At 45.2% G+C, this 20,944-nt stretch carries 24 protein-coding genes; 19 read left to right on the top strand and 5 right to left on the bottom strand.

All coding sequences use genetic code 11. The features are described 5' to 3' along the window. Position 1 precedes the first annotated feature (1 nt). Positions 2 to 703: an ABC transporter ATP-binding protein gene (locus MHH86_RS13620; RefSeq protein ID WP_170914223.1), complete on the top strand. Its 702-nt coding sequence runs from the start codon at positions 2 to 4 to the stop codon at positions 701 to 703. Next, positions 697 to 1,425 (top strand): hypothetical protein, encoded by a 729-nt coding sequence (locus MHH86_RS13625; protein WP_340940087.1) that lies wholly within the window; start codon positions 697 to 699, stop codon positions 1,423 to 1,425. The genes MHH86_RS13620 and MHH86_RS13625 overlap by 7 nt, the downstream gene beginning before the upstream one ends. A 111-nt stretch (positions 1,426 to 1,536) precedes the next feature. On the opposite strand, the gene MHH86_RS13630 is transcribed toward MHH86_RS13625, so the two are convergent. Further along, the gene (locus MHH86_RS13630) at positions 1,537 to 1,917 is read right to left on the bottom strand and encodes a PilZ domain-containing protein (protein ID WP_036686449.1); all 381 of its coding nucleotides are present in this window, start codon (positions 1,915 to 1,917) and stop codon (positions 1,537 to 1,539) included. 123 nt (positions 1,918 to 2,040) lie between these two features. On the opposite strand from MHH86_RS13630, the gene MHH86_RS13635 reads away from it, so the two are divergent. Continuing rightward, entirely contained in the window at positions 2,041 to 2,649 is a 609-nt protein-coding gene (locus MHH86_RS13635; protein ID WP_036686451.1) for a pentapeptide repeat-containing protein, read from the top strand. A gap of 441 nt (positions 2,650 to 3,090) precedes the next feature. On the opposite strand, the gene MHH86_RS13640 is transcribed toward MHH86_RS13635, so the two are convergent. Both MHH86_RS13640 and MHH86_RS13645 read right to left on the bottom strand, forming a co-directional pair. Further along, a complete protein-coding gene (locus MHH86_RS13640) occupies positions 3,091 to 4,146 on the bottom strand; it encodes an anthranilate phosphoribosyltransferase (RefSeq protein ID WP_038570583.1) in 1,056 nt (351 codons plus the stop codon). A gap of 9 nt (positions 4,147 to 4,155) precedes the next feature. Beyond that, positions 4,156 to 4,752, bottom strand: coding sequence for an ANTAR domain-containing protein (locus MHH86_RS13645; RefSeq protein WP_036686455.1), 597 nt, complete (start codon positions 4,750 to 4,752; stop codon positions 4,156 to 4,158). Positions 4,753 to 5,035: 283 nt separating this feature from the next. On the opposite strand from MHH86_RS13645, the gene nirB reads away from it, so the two are divergent. From nirB to coaD, 11 genes are all read left to right on the top strand, one after another. Then, positions 5,036 to 7,462, top strand: a complete 2,427-nt coding sequence (nirB, locus tag MHH86_RS13650) for a nitrite reductase large subunit NirB (protein ID WP_141118497.1) — start codon at positions 5,036 to 5,038, stop codon at positions 7,460 to 7,462. A 13-nt stretch (positions 7,463 to 7,475) separates the two neighbouring features. Beyond that, entirely contained in the window at positions 7,476 to 7,793 is a 318-nt protein-coding gene (nirD, locus tag MHH86_RS13655) for a nitrite reductase small subunit NirD (protein ID WP_170914222.1), read from the top strand. Between the two features lie 28 nt (positions 7,794 to 7,821). Further along, a complete protein-coding gene (locus tag MHH86_RS13660) occupies positions 7,822 to 8,697 on the top strand; it encodes a formate/nitrite transporter family protein (protein WP_036686462.1) in 876 nt (291 codons plus the stop codon). After that, positions 8,694 to 9,461, top strand: coding sequence for a uroporphyrinogen-III C-methyltransferase (gene cobA / locus MHH86_RS13665; RefSeq protein ID WP_036686464.1), 768 nt, complete (start codon positions 8,694 to 8,696; stop codon positions 9,459 to 9,461). The genes MHH86_RS13660 and cobA overlap by 4 nt, the downstream gene beginning before the upstream one ends. A gap of 437 nt (positions 9,462 to 9,898) precedes the next feature. Then, positions 9,899 to 10,708 carry a glycoside hydrolase family 73 protein gene (locus tag MHH86_RS13670; RefSeq protein WP_036686466.1) on the top strand — a complete coding sequence of 270 codons (810 nt, stop codon included), beginning with the start codon at positions 9,899 to 9,901 and terminating at the stop codon, positions 10,706 to 10,708. A gap of 20 nt (positions 10,709 to 10,728) precedes the next feature. Continuing rightward, positions 10,729 to 11,013: a holin gene (locus tag MHH86_RS13675; RefSeq protein WP_036686468.1), complete on the top strand. Its 285-nt coding sequence runs from the start codon at positions 10,729 to 10,731 to the stop codon at positions 11,011 to 11,013. Positions 11,014 to 11,125: 112 nt separating this feature from the next. Then, entirely contained in the window at positions 11,126 to 11,548 is a 423-nt protein-coding gene (locus tag MHH86_RS13680; RefSeq protein WP_036686469.1) for a hypothetical protein, read from the top strand. A 123-nt stretch (positions 11,549 to 11,671) separates the two neighbouring features. Beyond that, on the top strand, positions 11,672 to 11,776 hold the full coding sequence (locus MHH86_RS13685; RefSeq protein WP_080742482.1) for a sporulation protein YjcZ: 105 nt from the start codon (positions 11,672 to 11,674) through the stop codon (positions 11,774 to 11,776). A gap of 228 nt (positions 11,777 to 12,004) precedes the next feature. Next, positions 12,005 to 12,961, top strand: a complete 957-nt coding sequence (locus tag MHH86_RS13690; RefSeq protein ID WP_036686471.1) for an alpha/beta hydrolase — start codon at positions 12,005 to 12,007, stop codon at positions 12,959 to 12,961. A gap of 363 nt (positions 12,962 to 13,324) precedes the next feature. Then, entirely contained in the window at positions 13,325 to 13,933 is a 609-nt protein-coding gene (gene rsmD / locus MHH86_RS13695; RefSeq protein WP_036686473.1) for a 16S rRNA (guanine(966)-N(2))-methyltransferase RsmD, read from the top strand. Next, entirely contained in the window at positions 13,917 to 14,429 is a 513-nt protein-coding gene (gene coaD, locus MHH86_RS13700; protein WP_036686476.1) for a pantetheine-phosphate adenylyltransferase, read from the top strand. Before rsmD ends, coaD begins: the two co-directional genes overlap by 17 nt. On the opposite strand, the gene MHH86_RS13705 is transcribed toward coaD, so the two are convergent. After that, positions 14,407 to 15,633 carry a nucleoside recognition domain-containing protein gene (locus MHH86_RS13705; protein WP_051491461.1) on the bottom strand — a complete coding sequence of 409 codons (1,227 nt, stop codon included), beginning with the start codon at positions 15,631 to 15,633 and terminating at the stop codon, positions 14,407 to 14,409. The two genes, coaD and MHH86_RS13705, sit on opposite strands and share 23 nt — an antisense overlap. Before the next feature lie 152 nt (positions 15,634 to 15,785). Here MHH86_RS13705 and MHH86_RS13710 point away from each other — a divergent pair, with 152 nt between their 5' ends. Further along, positions 15,786 to 16,823, top strand: a complete 1,038-nt coding sequence (locus MHH86_RS13710; protein WP_076316195.1) for a SepM family pheromone-processing serine protease — start codon at positions 15,786 to 15,788, stop codon at positions 16,821 to 16,823. Here the strand turns inward: MHH86_RS13710 and MHH86_RS13715 are convergent. Further along, positions 16,813 to 18,051 (bottom strand): nucleotidyltransferase, encoded by a 1,239-nt coding sequence (locus MHH86_RS13715; protein ID WP_076143986.1) that lies wholly within the window; start codon positions 18,049 to 18,051, stop codon positions 16,813 to 16,815. The genes MHH86_RS13710 and MHH86_RS13715 overlap by 11 nt on opposite strands. A gap of 209 nt (positions 18,052 to 18,260) precedes the next feature. Between MHH86_RS13715 and MHH86_RS13720 the strand changes: the two genes are divergently transcribed. From MHH86_RS13720 to plsX, 4 genes are all read left to right on the top strand, one after another. Continuing rightward, positions 18,261 to 18,773 (top strand): DUF177 domain-containing protein, encoded by a 513-nt coding sequence (locus MHH86_RS13720; protein ID WP_036686482.1) that lies wholly within the window; start codon positions 18,261 to 18,263, stop codon positions 18,771 to 18,773. Between the two features lie 69 nt (positions 18,774 to 18,842). Next, a complete protein-coding gene (rpmF, locus tag MHH86_RS13725; protein WP_019911234.1) occupies positions 18,843 to 19,016 on the top strand; it encodes a 50S ribosomal protein L32 in 174 nt (57 codons plus the stop codon). A gap of 358 nt (positions 19,017 to 19,374) precedes the next feature. Next, positions 19,375 to 19,971: a transcription factor FapR gene (gene fapR, locus MHH86_RS13730; RefSeq protein WP_036686484.1), complete on the top strand. Its 597-nt coding sequence runs from the start codon at positions 19,375 to 19,377 to the stop codon at positions 19,969 to 19,971. Continuing rightward, entirely contained in the window at positions 19,955 to 20,944 is a 990-nt protein-coding gene (gene plsX / locus MHH86_RS13735) for a phosphate acyltransferase PlsX (protein ID WP_038570599.1), read from the top strand. Before fapR ends, plsX begins: the two co-directional genes overlap by 17 nt.

A 20,944-nucleotide genomic window follows, 5' to 3' on the forward strand; every position in this document is an offset into this window, starting at 1 on the left:
GTTGGAAAATATACTTGAGGTTCATGAAGTTACAAAAAAATATAGTTCCAAGCATGCCCTCCGCGAGGTATCCTTTAATCTGAGTGCGGGTAAGATCACGGGACTGTTAGGCAGTAACGGCAGCGGCAAAAGTACACTTATGAAAATCATCGCCGGGCTGTCACAGCCTACGACCGGTCGTGTATCGGTCATTGGGGGTTCTGTAGGAACAGAAAGTAAAGCGGTGGTATCGTTTATGCCTGATAAGCCGCTTACAGAATCTTGGATGAGTGTTTCTGATGCTCTAAAGTTCCAAACTGACTTCTATCCTGATTTTGATCTGACTAAAGCCTCGCGAATGTTGGAGTTTATGAAGCTAAGTCCGCAAGATAAGGTAAAGGATCTGTCCAAAGGGATGAATGAACGTTTACAGCTTACACTTGCTCTATCACGCCGAGCTAGCCTTTATTTGTTGGATGAACCCATTGGTGGTGTAGATCCGGTAGCTAGAACAAAAATTCTTAATGCATTGGTAGAGTTTTATGAAGAGGATAGTACCATTCTCTTATCAACCCATTTAGTATCGGATATTGAGCGGATCTTTGATGATGTGATTTTTATAAAAGAGGGAGAAATTGTGATGCATACGGCGGTAGAGGATATCCGGCTTCGCCAAGGCAAAAGCATAGATGAACTGTTCAGAGAGGTGTACGCAGAATGCTAAAGCTAGTGAAGTACGATTTTAGACGAGATAGGGATAAGTTCCTTGCTGTTTTTGTAATCATAATTCTGGCGCAGATCGGGTTGGGGTTCACCAAATTGCATGACTATGAAAGGTTTATTTTAAACGGATTAATTTATGTCATCGCGGGGCTGATCTTTCTCGTCATGGCAGCACGAACCTTTTTTAACAATGTAAATTCCTATAATCGTCGCCTAGTGCCCGTAAGAACCCTGAACACAGTCCTTTCTCCGTTAGTACTTTTTTTAGCTCTGCTGCTGGGTATTATTTTAATAGCTTTGATGCATTTAAGCGTGTATCTCTCGATGTATTCCACATTAGTTCTTCCAGAGAATTTCTGGACAGTGGGATTGTTAGTTCTTTTGCAGGCATATTGGTTTGCCGGTTATATCATGCTTACCTTGATGGTCTCCATTACGGTTGCGCGAAGTATGAAATTTAAGGGGCGAGTATGGATTGGGCTGGCCACTGCGTATTTGTTACAGAATGGAATATCCTATTTGGAATATTTGATTTTCAATAGTAACTTCACTGCTTGGGAAAGTGTATTCCAGTTCGAGGTCATAGCTGAGACCGATACCCGAAGTGGGATACAGCTTACACAGGGTCATTTGAATCTAGCTCCTCTTCTATTTGAAGCGGTGATAGCAGTTCTCCTTATAGCAGTCATCATCAAGCTCGTTAAAAAAAGAGTGGACGCCTAACCACATGGCGGAATAGTTTTTAGAACGGAGGCAGAGCGATTTAGCTTTGTCTTCGTTTTTGTGCAAAAAAAAGACGTCCTTCTAAGTGAAGGGCATCTGTTATGGTAAGTTCTACAGACCTTCAACCCGAAGGGTGGCGGTCCATGTCTCAAGCTCTCTTATTAGGCGGTCTTCCTCATTTTCGTCCAAGCGGAATTTAACTCCATATTGATATTGGCCAAGTCCAAACATCCAACCCCAACGGGCGCTGCATAAGAGCTGAAGCTTCTCTTCATTTAATCGAAGATGAATAATAAGCCTGGTATCTCTTGCCGTGAATCGAAGATTCAAAGGGGTGCGTACTTTACAACCCGAACGGCTAAGATCGAGTAATACAGCCTCTGTTAACTTTCCAGCACCTGGACCGGAATTGTTAAGCGGAACTTCAATCCAGCATTCAAGCGGATGGTTCATAACATAACGGAATGGTTCTTTCCTGCTGGACACATCCATAATTTACCTCCCCATTGTTTATTTGCTATTATATCGAAAGGGAATGTTGAGAACAATCTACTAAAGTGCTATTTTTAATTAAGAATTAATTTTTTTAATACTGATGAAGGTGATGAGACTTATATGTACCAATACCTTAATGAAACGTTCCGTAATCACAATTTTGACCAAGGAAGCTTGCAGGATGGTGAGTTAAACAACTGCACATTCGAGCAATGCTCCTTCAAAGGCACTTCTATGGAAGAGATGAACTCTATTGGCTGTCGATTTATTGATTGTGATTTTACAGGAGCCATGCTTAATGCGTCTCACCATAAAGGTTCAGCTTTTACCAATTGTAAATTTACGGGAGCGAACCTGTTTGTATCTAAATTTGAAGATTGCAAGATGGTAGGATCGGATTTCTCAAACGCTTATTTGGACGGAATCTCGCTGCTTGGAGGGGACTGGTCGTACACGAACCTTAGACATACCAATCTAAGCAGACAGGATCTGCGGGGGATTCGATTTACAGAAGCGGATTTAATGGGCTGTAATTTGCAAAAAAGTGACTTGCGTGGAGCGGATTTGAGCCGTGTACAATTGTCTCAATGCAAGCTTAAGGGAGCGGATATGCGGGAAGCGATTGTTGAAGGCATTGATTTAAAGAGTCTGGATCTACAGGGAGTGCGGATGGATATGGAACAGGCGGTACTCTTGGCACGTTCATTTGGGGCAAAAGTAGGGAATTAGTAAATAGGGGCATCAGTTGCTAGTACTTTAGCGATGGGTGCTCTTTTTAATTGAATTTGAAGGATTTCATCAGGAAAGATGCCTAAAGACCTCCGCTAGCAAACCAATGCTTAGAGCGGAGGTGGTGGCAAACGCAGATTATTATAATTAACTCACTGCTGAACCTATGTATTATTGCATATGAAATATTATGCGTTAACGTAACCGTTTTCTGGGTTTTGCCCACCATTTGATCCATAAGAATCCATCATCATCACGAAAAAACTTTATACCTACCCAGCGTAAGGGTGTCCATACTTCTTTAAAATAATATGAAGGCATAGTCTGTTAGACCCTCCTATATAGTAAATTATTACTATATATTACGCTAATTCTACGGGATTCACAAGCTAGATTTACTAATAATTACATATTGTCCGGGTAAAATGAGGTGATAATGCATTATGCAGGACCTAAGGCACCGCTTGTGCTACCGAGAAGTGCACCCCTCCATTTCACATATACGCTCCAAGCTTCACCATTATCCAATAAGCTTTTGCAGGTATACAGCCCTTCCTCGATAGAGTTGACTTTTCCAGCTAGATGTAATCTTGCTGCACCGTTCAGCAGAGTTTGATTATAGAAAGCCATGTGACCGCCGCCCTGTAGAACTGCCTCAGCTGTCATTAGCTGTTGATGTGGTGTCCAATGGACTTCAGGAACAATTGTATCCAAACCAAATCCTTCCGGATCAATAATATCAAGAGCCGCCACACCGTTCTCGACAGTGTAAACGCGGGTAGGTCGGTCGATGAAAAGATCCTCGGAGCCTTCCACCCCTTGGACAATTAACGCCTTTTGATAACCAAGCTTTATGAGTAATCTAGATAATCGGTCAAAGACTGTATTATGGTATATCCCGAAGATAATAAAAGGAGAGCAGGCGTAGTCAATCAGCTTCTCGGCGGTGTTGAATAAGGTTCTCATACCAATTTCCTCACGGATGCTGCGAAGGTCGCCTAGAGGAGGGCACCATTCTTCAGCATCGGCAAATAGTACATTACTCTTGTTAGCAGCTGCAATGGCTTTTGTACGTTCTAGCGCAGTTTTCTCAATCCCAGATTGATAGATGATATCTTGTAAAGTGATTCCCCATTTAGGAGGCAGAGAAGCAGTACCGTGTAGTGTGACTGGCAGTCCGGCCGCGGACAATAGAAATGCAGTGGGAAAAGTTGCGATGAATGAGGATTTTCTACCATCATAGGGTCCGGCGCAATCAAGACCTTCCGCAAAAAGGGGTTCGCGATGCGCATATTTACGTAAAACGTAGACGAAAGCTTCAAGTTCTTCTACGCTTTCTAGCTTAATCCGCTCAGCAGCCAGAAAGGCTCCAATCTGAGCAGGAGATGCTGTTCGTCCGAGTATAGATTCTGCGGCATATGTAGACTCTTCATAATTTAAATCTCGGGCGCCTCTTTTGCCTCGGGCGACTTCTTTTAAAATGTTGATCATAGGTATATTCCCCCCTTAGGTTTGATCTTGCAGTAATTGATAGACTCTAACGATTGAAGTAGCTACATCAACCATACGTTTACGTTCATTCATTGCTTGTTTACGGAGAAGATCATAAGCTTCAGATTCGGAAATATTCTTGACCTTGGACAGGATACCTTTAGCCATATCAATCCATTTCCGTTCTTCGATTCGAGCATGCAGCTGTTCTCGCTCTTTACGCCATTGTTGTCTTTCGAAACATTGCTTGGCACTGAAATGAAGGATCCAATGGATCTCCTGTGAGAGCATGGAAGGCGATAATACACCATCCACCATGATATTATCTTCACATGCAGCAAGTGAAAGTGTGGCTGTTTCGTCAGTACACCACCAAAGGATTGGTGCAATCTTATGACTCATTAGTAAAGTACCCCAGCTATTGATCTCTGTGATGGGTAAATGGAGTATGGAAGCATCAGCGTCTTTGATCCGTGCCACAGCTTCTTCTTGTGTAACGGCTACTGTGACAATATATCCGGAGGAACGGAGAATGGCATCCGTTTTACTATTTGAGCGCTCGGCTGTGTCCTTCTCTGTCGTGCTATTCTGAATAATCAACAGGGAATGCATAGTTCGACGCCCTTTCTTAATCGTTATGTTATTTTATATAACACAGAAACGATGGGTTGTCGACGAATTTAAGATTTTTAAATTTTATATGTCATAATTGTTGACGTTCTCTGATTCCTGTTGTATAGTCGGTTTAACAAATTAATCATTCACGAATACAACGGTGTATTCGACTGAAGCGGCAATGGCGCCTGCTTTCACTTATCGCAATGGAAATGTAAGTTTCCGTGTGGAGTGGAGCGGGCTTTTTGGGTTTTCCAAACGGAGAGGAGAGATATAGATGATAGCTGCGCGCAAGAAACTGGTGTTAGTCGGCAATGGAATGGCGGGGGTTCGTACGATTGAACATTTGCTCAAATTAAATCCTGAGGGGTATGAGATTACCATCTTTGGCTCGGAACCTTATCCTAACTATAACCGGATCATGTTATCTTCCGTTCTTGCTGGTGGAGCGAATATGAGTGAGATCATCATCAATGATCTGGAGTGGTATCACAGCCAAGGTATTAAGTTGTATATGGGACATACGGTGACTTCAATAGACAGTGAGAGTCGAAAGGTATATTCCGATAAGGGGATCACTGCCGAATACGATGAGTTAATCCTAGCTACAGGATCGAATCCCTTTATGTTGCCGATACCGGGTGCGGATAAAGAAGGGGTCATTGCTTTTCGTGATATTAAGGATTGCCAGATCATGCAGGAGACTGCAGGATCTTATAAAAAGGCGATTGTCATCGGTGCAGGCCTGCTAGGGCTGGAAGCGGCTAGAGGTCTGTTACATCTGGGAATGGAAGTCACTGTAGTGCATATCCACGATTATATTATGGAGCGCCAGCTGGACGAAGCTGCATCAGTAATGCTCAGAAGAGAGCTGGAAGCTCAAGGAATGAGATTTCTGCTCCATAAGCAGTCCGAGGCGATTTTAGGTAAGAAGAGAGTAAGAGGTTTACTATTCACAGATGGTAGCACAGCCGATGCGGATCTTATTGTCATGGCAGTTGGGATTAAACCAAATGTTGAATTGGCAAAGAAAAGTGGTGTGCAGATCAACCGCGGAATTATCGTAAATGATTATATGGAGACGAATATCCCCGGTATCTTTGCTCTGGGGGAATGTGCCGAGCACCGAGGAATCGCTTATGGTCTGGTAGCTCCTTTATATGAACAAGGTGCCGTATTAGCAAAAAGGCTGGCTGGAGTTAAGGTTGAAGGATACATGGGTTCTGTAACTTCTACCAAGCTGAAAGTATCTGGTGTTGATGTATTCTCAGCAGGACAATTCACCGAGCCGGACGGGTCCAGGGCGCTGCGATATCAGGATGAAATAGAAGGAGTCTACAAAAAGCTAGTTATACAAGATGACATGTTAATCGGGGCAGTACTATTTGGTGATACCAGCGACGGTGCTCACTTGTTCTCGATAATTAAGAATAAAGAAAATATTAGTGGAAGAGAAAAGGAACTGTTATTAGGAATCTCAGCGGATGTGTTCTCATCGACGCAAGGGAATCGGTTGGAAGTTATGCCGGAAGATGAAATCATTTGTGGATGTAATGGTGTTTCGAAGGGGACTATTGCTGAAGCGATTGAGTCTGGAGGCTGTACCAGTGTAGGGCAAATTAAGGCGTGCACCAAAGCATCCGCTTCCTGTGGGGGCTGTAAACCACTTGTAGAAGGGTTATTGCAACTCTATGCAGGTGATGCGGTCACCGTAGTTAAAGAAGGAATATGTGGCTGTACAACGCTGAACCGTGATGAAATTGTTTCTGAGATAAAAAGAATGAAGCTAATGACAGTTAAAGAAGTGATGAATGTTCTGGAGTGGAGTCAGGAGGAAGGTTGTGCGAAATGCCGCCCGTCGCTGAACTATTATCTGGGCATGTTGTGGCCTGAGGAATATATAGACGAGAAAGAGTCTCGTTATACAAACGAGCGATATCACGCCAACATTCAGAAGGACGGGACTTACTCTGTGGTTCCGCGAATCTATGGGGGGGTAACTTCACCTGCAGAATTGAAGAAGATTGCAGAGGTTGCCGAGAAATTTGCTGTTCCTATGGTGAAGTTTACTGGAGGACAAAGACTAGATTTGCTTGGCGTTAAGAAGGAAGACTTGCCTAAGATGTGGGAGGAGCTGGATATGCCTTCCGGGCATGCTTATGGCAAAACGTTACGTACAGTGAAGACCTGTGTGGGGTCTACCTTCTGCCGATTTGGCACTCAGGATGCGATCAGTATGGGGATTACACTGGAAAAACAATTCGAACGCCTGAATGCGCCGGGTAAAGTGAAACTTGCGGTTTCCGGATGTCCTCGTAATTGTGCGGAAGCGACGATTAAAGATTTTGGTGTTGTGGCGATAGATGGTGGATGGGAACTGCATATTGGTGGGAATGGAGGGGTACATGTGCGGGCCACGGATCTTCTATGTGTGGTGAAGACTGAAGAAGAGGTAGTCGAATGGGCAAGTGCGTTCTTACAATATTACCGTGAGCAGGCCGGCTGGAATGAGAGAACTGCACACTGGGTTGAACGAGTAGGGGTAGACAATATAAAGAAAGCTCTTGAAAGTCAGGAGGAGCGCTTGGCGCTCAAAGAACGAATTGAGACAGTGCTGGGGCTCACTACTGATCCTTGGAAACAAATTGTGAATGAGCCAGAACTACGTAAGAATTTCGAAGCTATTGCACAAATAGAGAGTGTTTAAAGGGGGGCTAATGATGACTATAACCAAAATGCTCGTTGGTAAAGTAACTGATATTGATACAAGGGGTTCACGAACTTTTAGGGTCAATGACATGGAGATCGCGTTATTTCGACTTTCAGATGGTGAGGTTCTTGCGGTAGAGAATAAATGTCCTCATAAAGGTGGCGCATTATCCGAAGGGATGGTATGTGGTACGAAGGTTCACTGTCCTCTGCACGACTGGAAGATTGACCTGCATAGTGGAGTTGCTATGGAGCCAGATAAAGGCTGTGTTGTTACATTTGATGTAGAAATTGATCCTAATAGTGGTTCGATCTATGTAACCATTTAAAGAAAAGACCGTTGAAGGGGGATTAATCATGGATTATATCAAACCACGTGAAGTGCTGAACGCTATGATTGAAAGCGGCAAGAACAAAGCAGAGTTATCTATCCTGCAGTTATTGGTGAGAGGTAGTCTGGGTGGAGCGATTCTGGCTTGTGCTACTACACTTGCATTTACAGCTGCGGCGCAGACCGGGATTCCTATGGTAGGAGCTATTATTTTTCCGGTAGGGTTCGTAATGATTATTCTACTTGGTCTAGAGCTAGTGACAGGCAGTTTTGCGCTGATCCCTCTGGCGGTTCTGGAAAAGAAGACAACAACGAAGCGGATGTTGAACAACTATTTATGGGTTATATTCGGACATCTGCTCGGTTGTGCGGTATACGCTGTTCTTTATGGCCTTACGATTACAAAAATGGGCACAGATATGAGTCATCCAATGATTCAAACCCTCATTAATACAAGTGAGGCCAAGACCATTGCCTATAAAAATATGGGTGGAGACGGAATGCTGTTAGTTATTATTAAAGCCATGCTCTGTAACTGGATGGTTACCTTAGGGGCTGTTATGGCTATGACTTCGAGCTCTACCTCCGGTAAAATCATTGCCATGTGGCTGCCAATCCTAACTTTTTTTGGACAGGGGTTTGAGCACACCGTCGTAAATATGTTCGTGATCCCTGCAGGGATGATGCTGGGAGCGAGTGTTAGCTTTGGTGACTGGTGGTTATGGAACGGCATTCCTGTTCTCCTTGGAAATTTTATTGGAGGTGTTCTGTTTACTGGAATTCTATTCTATCTCTCTCAAAAAAGTTTCAAGGGCAGTCGCTTAACTCCTGCGTCTGATGTATCGACGGGTCGCGGAGATTCTGTTGTGCTGGAACAGGTTGTGTTGGAGAAAACGATATGAAGCCGGGATGCGTAGCTATAGTTGGAGCGGGACCGGGAGATCCAGAACTTATAACGATAAAAGCAATGCGGCGAATCCAAGAAGCAGACGTTATTTTATATGATCGCTTGGTAAATGAAGAATTGCTTAACTATGCCAAAGCCGGAGTAGTAGTAATCTATTGTGGTAAATCTCCAGGCCAGCATTCAATGTCACAGGAGAAAATTAACGGGCTGCTCATTCAATATGCTAGCGAAGGCCATAGAGTGGTCCGACTCAAGGGTGGAGACCCCTTCGTATTCGGCAGAGGCGGGGAAGAAGCACTGGCTGTCGTGCAAGCTGGTATTCCTTATGAAGTCATTCCGGGTATAACTTCCGCAATCGGTGTAGCCGCTTCCGCTGGAATTCCCCTGACACATCGTGGTATTGCAGCGTCTTTTGCCGTCGTCACGGGTAGTCGCTGCCCTGAGCATGTTGCTCCTATACAATGGAACCGGTTAGCGCATAGTGTAGATACTCTTGTTATTTATATGGGAGTTAGTCAATTAAGCCATATTCGTGAACAACTCTTAATACACGGAAAAGATGCCCAAACACCGATTGCGTTGATTGAGAATGGTACATTTGCTTGCCAACGAACAGTGACAGGCACGCTGGAGAATATCGATAAGCTGGCAGTGGCCACAAAGATTAAAAATCCTGCTCTTATTATAGTAGGGGAAGTTGTGAAGGTGAGAGAGCAACTGATACATTTACAGGGATTAGTGAGATCGGAAATTAGCTAAACACGGGAAAAGTGCTTGATCACAGTGGATAGCAGATGTCGATGTCATGAAAAGATAAAGGAGCAGCGGTTCTCCAATAATAGGAGAACCGCTGCTCCTTTTTTGGAGCGTTGTTTGGCTGCTTTTACACCGCCGAGTCATATTCAGTCTGCTTAAGCTTAAGGACCCGGATGACGTTATTAGCATGTATTTAACCATTTGAGCATGGTTTCGGACCCCAGTGACACTATTCCATATGAAGAGCATGATATTGAGTGATTTTGGTGCCAATTGCGGCTATGGAGTCCGTTAACATTCCAAATGTGAGCTAATGCTGCGTATAAGGTCAGCTGAGTCCTATAGCGGATACGAATCTAGTAAAAACACAATGTTAGTAGGGGATAAGCACAGTCATTTTATGATGCCTCGCATTTAATAAATGGAGAGGATGTGATGAGATGACAGAAGGCGAGTTTATAGCGAAGATTGCAAATTTTGCTGTAAAGGACATGCAGCTCACTAAGGTTCCCGCTTCGTTAACCATTGCTCAAGCGGCTCTGGAGTCAGGCTGGGGCAGCAGTGGATTGACTGTGAAAGCGAATAATTTGTTTGGGATCAAAGGAAGTGGACCTGCTGGCAGCATTACTGTACAAACTACTGAATATATTAACGGTAAAGCTGTTAAAGTTAATGCCCCTTTTCGAGCCTACAACAACTGGGGAGAATCTATCGCGGATCACTCCGAATTGATTGTGAATGGAGTCTCATGGAATCGCAACCTTTACAGCAAGGTTCTCGGTGCGAGTGGCAAGGCGGCCGCACAAGAGATTGCCGCAGCTGGCTACGCTACTGATCCGAACTATGCAGCTAAGCTGATTCAAATTATGAATACCTATAATCTGTATCAATATGACGACAAATCCATGGGAGGAGATGATGAGATGTCCGCAGAGGATAAGCAAAAGCTTGTTAGTCTAGAATCGGAAGTAAAGGAACTGCGTGCCCTTATTGCAGTTCTTACAGCTAGCAGGGATACGCTGAAAACAGGTGTGCAAGAACAGGGGCAGTCGATCACTAAGCTTAGAGATCGGGTGGCATTAATTGAAAATCGAGCAGTCATGAATGTCCCTGCATGGGCTGAGGCGGCTGTGAAAACAGCGACTGCGGCAGGACTTCTCGATACTCCATCGGGTGGCAGTTACGATTTCTATCGCATATTAACGGTTCTGAACCGTGCAGGTTTACTTGTAACAGAAAGTAAAAAATGAAATAAGGAGGATTAAAAAACATGTATAACGATGCTCTCAACAGTGTGCTTGCCTTTGCTTCAGTCCTAGCTGTTTTTGTAATGGCACTAGTACAACTTGTGAAGAATAGCATTGAACTTCCGCGGAACATTGTGCCAGTTGTGGGGTTGGGTATTGGCTTGCTGGTTGGAGCAGTTGCCTATCCGTTCACTGATATGAATCTGATTCTGCGACTCTGGGCGGGGGGGCTTGCGGGACTATCAGCGACCGGGTTGTTTGAACTGGCGTTTAATAAAAGGGATGGGACGAAAAAAGATGATAAATAGATTTTGCCTATGAGTTTTATAAAACAATCGTTTTACACTGGTAATGTGGCTATGCATTCTATCGAGAACACTAATATATTATGGTATGCCAATATATAAAGGGGGTGCAACGATGGGAACTTACCTTGATGCAAGAACATCTCAAAATGCCAGCCTCGCCAACTCTATATCTATTCCTATTACGGTACTTAACACGCCGCAGCTCTTTGGACAGATTGGGTTGTTAACGGCTGGAGTGACTACCAATCCACGCGTTCTTCTTAAAGGAACGATATCTGTAACGCTTCCGTTAGCTTTAGTAGGTATCACAATTACGATTGTAAGAGGAACCTTGGCTACTGATCCAAAAGTGTATTCTGCTACTTCTACTTTTTCTCTTAGTCTTCTGGCTCCGCAAGTAATAACCTTTTCAGCAGCGGATTTCTTACCAGCCATTACACCTCAGCTCACTTATACAGCATTTGTATCTTCTAATCTTCTCGGTACAGTACGTGTGGGTCCGGAAAGCTTTGATGGTATTTTAGTTTCTGATTAGATGTTGAGCTCATAACCTCGCTGGTAGCCCAGTGGAGGTCTTTTTTTTTAACCGTACGCCCAATCTTCTAGGGGGATAAATACATATTATATATTGTATTCTAAATACGGAGGAGGTCTTCTCATGGGTGCTGAATATGGTCAGGTTGGTGGCGCTTTTACTTCTACAGGCGCAATCTTAGTATTGTTCATCTTATTAGTAATTATTACAAGTGCATGTATGTTCTAAATTTCTAAAATAGCAGGGCTCCATGTTGGCATTTTGCCGACTTGGGGCTTTTTTTTGTAAATGTTGTGTCCATTAAAGCTATATAAATTAATGAATTAAAAGAATACTAATCACGTAGTGAATAACATGAGTTTACAATACTGTGATTTTGAATATTCAAATATACATGGTATCTTAGTCTGATAACATAGATTAATACTGTTAAATTTTATTTAGGAGAGAGCTAGTTTGAAGAAAAAAATGATGATCGGAATTTCTTCTGTTATTGTACTTTTAATCATTGTTGTGACTGTGGGAAGTTTTTATTTCTATCATGTTGCTATTGCACGTGCTTCAAAGGATTTCTTAAATGAAAGCCCTGACCTGCAGTCCAGTCCAGAGGTAGAACAATCTAAAGATACCTCGAAGGCAGACCAAGAGTGGTGGGATACCCAGAGCTTTGATAGATGGGAGATAGATTCTGATGACGGAATACAGCTTAAAGCGTACTATTTAGCTGCCCCTGAACATTCCGATAAGACAGTTATTGTTGCTCATGGGTATGCTGGAAATGCAACTCAAATGAGTGGATATGCCAGAATGTATTATGAGAGACTTGGATATAATATTTTGCTGCCGGATGCCAGAGGACATGGTGAAAGTGGCGGTGACTATATCGGATTTGGATGGCCTGAACGTAAGGATTACCTGAAGTGGATTCAGAGTGCCCTAAAAGCAAATGGTGAGGATACACAGATCATCCTGCACGGTGTTTCCATGGGGGGAGCTACCGTTATGATGACAAGCGGAGAGGATTTACCAGCTAATGTTAAAGCAATTGTGGAAGATTGCGGTTATACCTCAGTGAAGGACGAGCTTACCTTTCAATTAAAAAGAATGTACCATCTCCCCGCCTTTCCAATTGTAGATACGACCAGTATGCTAACAAAGATTCGGGCAGGTTATTCCTTTGGTGAAGCCTCAGCCTTAGAACAGGTGAAGAAATCTAAAACGCCAACCCTGTTTATTCATGGCGATAATGATACTTTTGTTCCTACGGAAATGGTTCATACGGTATATGAGAATAGTCCGGTCGAGAAGGAGCTTTACATCGTTCCTAATGCGGGTCACGGAGAAGCTTTCCGCATGGATCCGGTTAAGTATGAGAGCGTAGTTTCTGAGTTTATCGGAAGATTTGTGAAATAGTTGCTGCTGAAAAGGCTGCCGAAAGGGTAGTCTTTTTGTGTTTATAAAACCGTTAAACATAAATTCGGGGCCCTATCTCTAGGGCCCCTTTCATGGGAGAGGAGAAACCGGACGAAGAGCTTATGGGGAAACGTAAGCCTGCTCCGCGGTTGTCTACGACATTTGTGGTGTCGATAATTACATGATGTCCCTGGAAGTCCAATCTTATACATTAAGATGACTTATTTCTCTGAATAAGCTGTTTCGCCTTCTTATTTCATATCTAGACAAATTTTTTATTTCATCGCGCAAATGTGTTACGATAGGCGTGGACTTATGCCCTTTTGGGCATAACAAACAGAGATATAGAGCGGGTGAATAACAGTGAGAGTGGTATCGGGAAGTGCAAAAGGAAGGCCACTGAAGAGTGTTCCGGGAAGTGGGACAAGGCCTACGACCGATAAGGTGAAGGAAGCTGTATTTAGCATGGTAGGCCCATATTTCGAAGGTGGAGCGGTGCTGGATTTGTTCGCCGGTACTGGCGGTTTGGGGATCGAAGCCTTAAGCAGAGGGATGGAAAGCGGTGTATTTGTTGATATGGATCCTAAAAGTATCGACACGATCCGCGCCAATCTGAAGGCTACCAAGCTGGAAGAACAAGCGCAGGTGTACCGTAATGAAGCTGGAAGGGCGCTAGGTGCGCTGGAGAAGCGGGGAAAAGTTTTTGATTTGGTCTTTTTGGACCCTCCCTATCGCTTGAAGCACGGGGATGAGCTTATGCTTATGATGGTCGAAAAAGGAATGCTGCAAGAGGACGCGATTATTGTTCTGGAGCATGAATCAAGTTATGCCTATCCTGAAGATATTCCAGGATTTTATAGGCTGCGTCAGGCCGTATACGGAGAAACGACAATTTCTATTTACCAGTATGAAGCTAATCCTACAGAGGAAAGTGAAGCTGGTGAGGAGGTAGAGAATGAGTCAGCAAATTAGAAAAGAACGTGTTGCCATTTATCCAGGTACCTTTGATCCCGTGACTATGGGACATATGGATATTATTCGGCGCGCATCCAAGCAATTCGACCGTTTGATTGTAACGGTGCTTAATAATTTGAGTAAAAACCCGCTGTTTACTGTAGATGAACGGACAGAGCTATTAAGACAGGCAACCGCTGATATTCCCAATGTGGAAATTGACAGCTTCCGTGATCTGTTAGTGAATTATGTTCGTCAAAAAGATGCTCAGGTCATAGTTCGGGGTATCCGTACCGTTACTGACTTTGAATATGAGCTGCAAAACGCATCGATCAACCATAGCCTGGATCCCGATGCGGAAACGATTTTTATGATGACTAATCCGAAATATTCCTACTTAAGTTCCAGTGTTGTTAAAGAGATCGCCCATTTCGGCGGGAATGTGACTGATTTTGTGACGCCTGAGGTTGAACAAGCGATGAAGCGTAAATTTAACCGAGTCGATGGCGAATAGTACTTACCAGATAAGTTCCAGCAGATAATCCCAACAGTATGATGAGCAGAAGTGCTTGCAGACTTAGCAGCTGTGGAAAAGAGCTCCATATGTCCGTAACATTCATGGTGCCGGTTGGAGTCGGGCGTGAGTCTGCAAGTGCTGGTAAAGCAGCTTTACGGATAGCCAGCAATGGTTTCCAGAGCAATAAAGTTAACAGAAAAGCATAAAGTCCATGCATCAGACGAACCGTAGCGTAGGGTAGAAATCTGACTCTGGCTTGTTTGAGCATGGTCAGCACCTGTAGTTGTGCACATAGTCCGCTCCAGCCCAGTGCAGCAGACAGCAAAGCTATCCCGAGCATACTAGAGGGACCTGTTCCAATGCTTTCCAGCCCTTTGCTGATTGCGTCGGCGCCTAAATGAATTTCCAGTAGGCTTGCTGGCAGAGCAGCTGGCAATGCGGGAAGTACAGTAGTGATGATATTGATGACTACAGCGAACATAATCATGTAACCGCCCACGACCATCAGACTTTGCACGGCATTAGCTACGGACTCACCGAGAAGCTTGCCGAAGCTGCGACCGTCTTTTGCTCTGGCATCTGTTGCTGCAAGCTGAACACGACTATATAAAGAAGGACGTTTGGTGTCCGCAGAAATCTTATCAACTGGTTTCGTGTTCGCTGACCGTCCCTTTAACAGAGCATCGGTATAGCTGGCTAGAAGTCCAGAGATCCAATGGATGGCCAGCAGGAAATAACCTGCTGAATTACTGTGTAGAAAAGCTATGCCAATTACTATAAGCATGGTTACTGGGCTGGCGAAGTGTGTAAGTGCTGCAAGTCGAGCGGCTTCCTTGTCAGAGATGCTGTTCTGCTTGTGTAGCTGCATGACCCCTCCAGCTCCACCGGGGAATCCGGCTGTGATTCCGAGTGCCAAGGTCCAGCCGCTGGCACCGGGCAGACGAAAGACCTTTTTCATCAATGGCTCCAGAAGCACTCCAAAACCATGCACGAAACCCGAAGCGGTAAGCATCTCTGACAGCATCAGGAAGGGGAGCAGGGCAGGGAATACGAGTGTCCACCAAAGCTTCAATCCTTGGAGTGAAGCCTCAAAGGAGCTCTCTGGTGAGATAATAATTGCAATGGCTATCAGGATTGCCATAATCCCGGGTATAAATGGTGTGGAGCGTGTAGCTAGTCGGCGTATTTGAATATTTTTCATTTCTCAGATCACCTCTTCATAACTTAAGGCATGGACGATGTGTTATCAATTTATGCAGAGTAGACAACCATCATGCCAAACCACTAGTCGAAGCGGTAATGAAGTTCAATCATTCATATCCTAAATGTGCCGCGGGAAAGAAGGGAAGAGCAGTGAAGCAACTGAAGCATCGGCCGGGTTTCCGCGCCACAGCTTATCTGTTTACGTTTGTAGTTATCGTGTATGTATTTGTCTTTATGAACACCCCGTACATCGTATATCAGCCAGGCAGTGCATCTGAAGTTGCCCCTATGATTAAGGTGGAGAATGCCGATCCGGCTGAAGAAGGAACGTTTATGATGACTACGGTGTCTGCTAGTTATGCTAATGTGGCCTTATTGGTCGCCTCTGCTTTTAATTCCAATTCAGAGGTTGTGCGAAAAGAAACCCGGCTAGGGGATAAGTCAGAAGACGAATATGCTGCGGAGCAGGTTTTTTATATGAATAGCTCACAGTCTTATTCTGTTCAGGCCGCTTATCATGCAGCGGGAATTCCATATGAGGATGTAGTGGATTATCTCTACGTCTTTTCGGTTCCTGTAGAAAGTAATAAGGGACAATTTCTGCCGGGTGATAAAATCATTAGCGTAGAAGGACAAAAAGTGCCCGATCCTGAAGCACTGTCTAAACTGCTCTCCACTAAAAAAATCGGAGATCAAGTCGCTGTTGTTTTGCAAAGAAATGGCAAGGAAGTAAAAGAACAAGTGACGCTGGTGGAAATAAAGGATAAAGAGGGCGTTGCCGTTCGGCCTGGATTTGGAGTCACTATTGCCGCCGTTCAAAAAGTAAAACCAAAAGAAGCAGGGAAAGCTGTCAGTTTTGTAGATACAAATGTTGGCGGACCTTCGGCAGGGCTAATGTTCACTATGGAAATTTACAATCGCCTTACTTCTGGTGATTTAACTAAAGGCCATAGGGTTGCAGGGACGGGTACGATTAACGCTGAGGGTGTGGTAGGTGCTATCGGTGGAGTGAAACACAAGATCGTGGCTGCGGACCGAGAAGGGGCGGAGATTTTTTTCGTGCCTGTTAAGAATTATGACGAAGCCAAAGCAAAAGCTGATAAAATCGGCACATCTATGAAGCTGGTGCCTGTATCTACGCTGGATGAGGCGCTGAAGTATATGGAGGAACTGCCGGTCAAACCATGACCGGAGGTTCCAAATAATCGCGGTACATATCAATTCTGCGGGGTTCCTTAAAAGCTCCCGCGAAAGCGGAAGCGGCTTGAAGATCTCGCTCAAGCTGCGGATGGGAACAAAGGGACGGGCGCATGACGATGGGCAACGTAGCTTTTTGTTTCATCTCTTTAAGCAGTGCTCGTCCGCTTTCTCTAAAACCAAGAATGCGAATATATCCGGGCCCCTCTGCTAGTATGGAAGGGGTCATTTCTTTTTTAGAATGATTTAACAGAACATGTAGCAGCAGCCGTTGGAGCCGTGTATGCGTGTAGCGCTTACTCTTAAGGGTGTGAAGCAGGCCTGAAACAGAGAATTGCTCCAACTCAGGTAAAAGCCGCAGTATCCGGTTCTCCAAGCCTTCATTCATATCGTGGATTGCTTGTAACTCGGCAGCGGTATGGGTAGACAGCAGATGGCGGAGAGGGATATTGAAGCTCTCTAAGCTCAGAGGACCCCTTCCGGCTGCATGCTCTCTTTCCAAAATGGACACGCTATAATCCGGCATATAAGCAGCAGGAGAGCCACCTTCTTGCAGCAGCTTGCGGATGGCCGTCGCACTTGCAATAGAAGAGTCGGCTTGTAATGGATCATGGAAGCCTGCTGCCGTGCGCGGAACGGTTAGTGGCATTATCTTGCTGTGCAGCCGCTGCAAGGCGATAAGATAATGCAGGCCAAGGCTGTTATTCGGCTGGCGCAGCAGCTTGCCTGCATCTCCGGGACTCTCCGTTTCCGGGAGAGTCCCTTCAAAGGCCACCGCCGCCGCTGCGCTGTAGGCGGCGGGAAAGCTTGCTCCGAGCGCCATGCGGCGGCGGATCTCGCTCTGAAGCTCGCTACTTTCCTCAGCCAGATATCTGGCCAGCGGGAGCAGCGAGCCCAAAGTGCCGGCTTCGGAGCCGAAGCACAAGCTGTCCACGACCCCGGTCGCTTCCAGCAGTGCAACTGCTCCGAACGCGAACCACTCGGCTGGCTGGACGGCATAGGCCACCGGCAGCTCAATGACGAGGTCGGCGCCCATATGCAGCGCCATCTCTGTCCGGGCCTGCTTGCTAACCGCCGCCGGCTCGCCGCGCTGGGTAAAGGGACCACTCATGACGACGATGGTGCGCTCTGCGCCGGAGAGTCTTTTGGCTTCTGTGAAGTGATGCACGTGTCCGTTATGTAAAGGATTGTATTCTGCGATGATTCCAACCGTTGTCACTGTGGCTTCCCTCCGATAAGTAAGGTATATTTATTGAGTTTAGTAGGGTAGATTTCTAGAGATACTGTTAGCACAAGCTGATCTTTTGATTTACACTAATAGTTATATCATAATTCACCGCATTTTCTGAAACAATATAAAGGGAAAATGGTTGACAAAGGTATAGAATACTAGGTATAATAAATTTTGTTTGTTTGGGAGTGATAAGTATGCAGATTCACTTTCGCAAATTAGCGAATGCCGACGAACCGTTACATATTCACGATGTTGTGGATGTCAGCGAGGTAGTCAAAGGGCGCAAGGATATTCTAACTGTTGCTCCGCTCTCAGTAGACCTTAAAGCGCTGCCCGCGGGAACCGATTGTGTGAACGTGGTGGGGAAACTGAGTGGAGATGTGGACATGTTATGTTCACGTTGTCTCACGGAGGTCAAAAGTGATTTGAACATTCCTTTTGCTGAGACTTTCAAGTGGCTTAAGCAGCCAGTTCTTCCAGATGATGACGAAGATGAGGATCTCATTTACGTCAAGGATGAGGTTGTGGATCTTATCCCGTATGTGGAAGAAAATTTCGTACTGCACTTACCGGATTCGGTATTGTGCAAGGCAGACTGTCTTGGTCTTTGTCAGAAATGCGGACAGAACTTGAACGAAGGCACCTGCAGTTGCGACAACACAGTGATCGATCCTCGACTCGCTGGGTTGAAAGACTTTTTCAAATGAAACATTACAACAAAACACATCCTGCTCTGAGGAGCAGGCTGACAGAAATATCACGAGGAGGTGGAACACATGGCAGTACCACAACGTAGAACGTCTAAAACACGCCGTGACAAACGTCGCACCCACTTTAAGTTGGTTGTGCCGGGCATGGTGAAATGTGAACAATGCGGAGAGTTGAAACTAGCTCACCACGTATGCAAAGTTTGCGGAACTTACAAAGCAAGAGAAATCATCAAACAATAGTTTCAAAAATAAGTAGTACTTCACTTCGGTGAGGTACTATTTTTTTGTCCAAATCTAATAAAGATAGGGTTTGCACCTATACTTTATGTTCCGCTCAGAAGTCAATGCTTTATTTTTGGTGCGGCATGCTTTATACTACATATTAGTACCTGGTTCTAAATAATATTTATGATTGTTTGACCTAATATAACAGCGGCCATTCAAGAGGCCGGATGCTTTCTTTAAAATATAAGGAAGTATAAGTTATGCACCTATACTTTATGTCTTATATTTCTCGCTTAAACGCTTACCGTCCTTATTAGGACGCCGAAGGCGTTTACGCTTGGCATGTGCCAGGAGGTGAGCCGCTATCGAGCGGATGTCCAAGAAAGAACGTCAGCAACAGCTGCTACATATAATTGCAGGCAATCCTTTTGTGACTGATCGGGAGTTGACTCGTCAGCTGAAGGTGAGCATTCAGACGATTCGGTTAGACCGGATGGAGCTGGGAATACCAGAACTGCGTGAAAGAATGAAACAAATGGCAGAGCATTCCTATGATCAGGTGCGCTCTTTGCCTGCGGATGAAGTGATCGGAGATATTGTGGATTTACAGCTCGATAAGAGCGGGATTTCGATCTTTGAAATTCGTGAGGATCATGTCTTTTCCAGAAATGGGATCGCCCGTGGCCACTACGTGTTTGCTCAAGCCAACTCGCTTGCGGTTGCTGTGATTAACGATGAAATTGCCTTGACTGCTTCAGCCGACATACGCTTTGTTCGTATGGTTCTGCTTGGTGAGAAGTGCATTGCTAAAGCTCAAGTGCGGTCACTTGCAGGCAGAGGTGGCAAAGCAGAGGTGGACGTATTCACCTATGTCGGAGAAGAATTGGTATTTCAAGGCCACTTTATAGTGTATCGTTCCGCTAATGAAGAGTATAGTGAAGGGGGTAACCGTAGTGCTGATCGCCATTGATGCCATGGGCGGGGACAACGCTCCTGAATGTAATGTCGAGGGGGCGTTGTCCGCGGCCGCGGAATGGAAAGATACGCAGATTGTGCTCGTAGGTGACGAAGCCAGACTAGAGCCGCTGCTGAAGGACAAGCCGTCCAACCTGAGTGTGCGGCATGCAGGAGATGTTATTGGTTCTGATGAAGAGCCGGTTAAGGCGGTTCGCCGCAAAAAAGATTCATCCATGGTTGTAGCTGGACGTATGGTGCGTGAGGGCGAAGCAGATGCTATGATTTCGTCAGGTAACACAGGGGCGCTTATGACTACAGGGTTACTCGTAGTGGGCCGTATGCAGGGGATTGAACGTCCTGCGCTGGCACCTATGATTCCGACGCTGGATGATGTTGGCGTGCTTGCGCTTGACCTTGGTGCTAACATGGATGCGAAACCTGAACATCTGGTGCAATATGCGCTGATGGGCAGCATTTATCGGAATAAAGTGCACGGTATTGCTAAGCCGCGGGTTGGACTTCTAAATGTAGGAACGGAGCCTGGGAAAGGCAACGAGCTGACCAAAGAAGCCTATCCACTGCTGGAGAACTTGCCAGGCATTCATTTTATCGGTAATGTTGAGGCACGCGACGTACTGACAGGAAACTGCGATGTGCTTGTCTGCGATGGATTTGCTGGTAATATCCTATTGAAGTCGCTTGAGGGTACAGCAGGTGCATTGTTCTCTTTGCTGAAGGAGCAATTCAGTCGTTCTCTGAAAACTAAGCTTGGAGCGGCTATGCTGATGCCGGAGCTTAGAGCCCTGAAGGGCAAGATGGATTACAAAGAGCATGGTGGTGCACCGCTGCTTGGTCTTAGCGGATTGGTAGTTAAGGGGCACGGATCTTCAGACGGAAATGCGGTTAAAAATGCGGTAAGACAAGCGCGGATTGCTCTGCAAGCCGATCTTGTGCCAAGTATATCCAAGGAAATTAGCGGGAAGTGA

It is taken from the genome of Paenibacillus sp. FSL F4-0097 (assembly GCF_038593125.1).
Classification (GTDB): Bacteria; Bacillota; Bacilli; order Paenibacillales; family Paenibacillaceae; genus Paenibacillus_AQ; species Paenibacillus_AQ odorifer.

Bases quoted from the DNA above. Each gene is read 5' to 3' on its own strand.
- MHH86_RS13645 (WP_036686455.1), bottom strand. From the start codon at position 4,752: ATGCATTCCCTGTTGATTATTCAGAATAGCACGACAGAGAAGGACACA.
- MHH86_RS13670 (WP_036686466.1), top strand. From the start codon at position 9,899: ATGACAGAAGGCGAGTTTATAGCGAAGATTGCAAATTTTGCTGTAAAG.
- cobA (WP_036686464.1), top strand. From the start codon at position 8,694: ATGAAGCCGGGATGCGTAGCTATAGTTGGAGCGGGACCGGGAGATCCA.
- MHH86_RS13630 (WP_036686449.1), bottom strand. From the start codon at position 1,917: ATGGATGTGTCCAGCAGGAAAGAACCATTCCGTTATGTTATGAACCAT.
- MHH86_RS13720 (WP_036686482.1), top strand. From the start codon at position 18,261: ATGCAGATTCACTTTCGCAAATTAGCGAATGCCGACGAACCGTTACAT.
- coaD (WP_036686476.1), top strand. From the start codon at position 13,917: ATGAGTCAGCAAATTAGAAAAGAACGTGTTGCCATTTATCCAGGTACC.
- MHH86_RS13635 (WP_036686451.1), top strand. From the start codon at position 2,041: ATGTACCAATACCTTAATGAAACGTTCCGTAATCACAATTTTGACCAA.
- nirD (WP_170914222.1), top strand. From the start codon at position 7,476: ATGACTATAACCAAAATGCTCGTTGGTAAAGTAACTGATATTGATACA.
- MHH86_RS13625 (WP_340940087.1), top strand. From the start codon at position 697: ATGCTAAAGCTAGTGAAGTACGATTTTAGACGAGATAGGGATAAGTTC.
- fapR (WP_036686484.1), top strand. From the start codon at position 19,375: ATGTCCAAGAAAGAACGTCAGCAACAGCTGCTACATATAATTGCAGGC.
- MHH86_RS13685 (WP_080742482.1), top strand. From the start codon at position 11,672: ATGGGTGCTGAATATGGTCAGGTTGGTGGCGCTTTTACTTCTACAGGC.
- rpmF (WP_019911234.1), top strand. From the start codon at position 18,843: ATGGCAGTACCACAACGTAGAACGTCTAAAACACGCCGTGACAAACGT.
- MHH86_RS13675 (WP_036686468.1), top strand. From the start codon at position 10,729: ATGTATAACGATGCTCTCAACAGTGTGCTTGCCTTTGCTTCAGTCCTA.
- MHH86_RS13705 (WP_051491461.1), bottom strand. From the start codon at position 15,633: ATGAAAAATATTCAAATACGCCGACTAGCTACACGCTCCACACCATTT.
- MHH86_RS13680 (WP_036686469.1), top strand. From the start codon at position 11,126: ATGGGAACTTACCTTGATGCAAGAACATCTCAAAATGCCAGCCTCGCC.
- MHH86_RS13660 (WP_036686462.1), top strand. From the start codon at position 7,822: ATGGATTATATCAAACCACGTGAAGTGCTGAACGCTATGATTGAAAGC.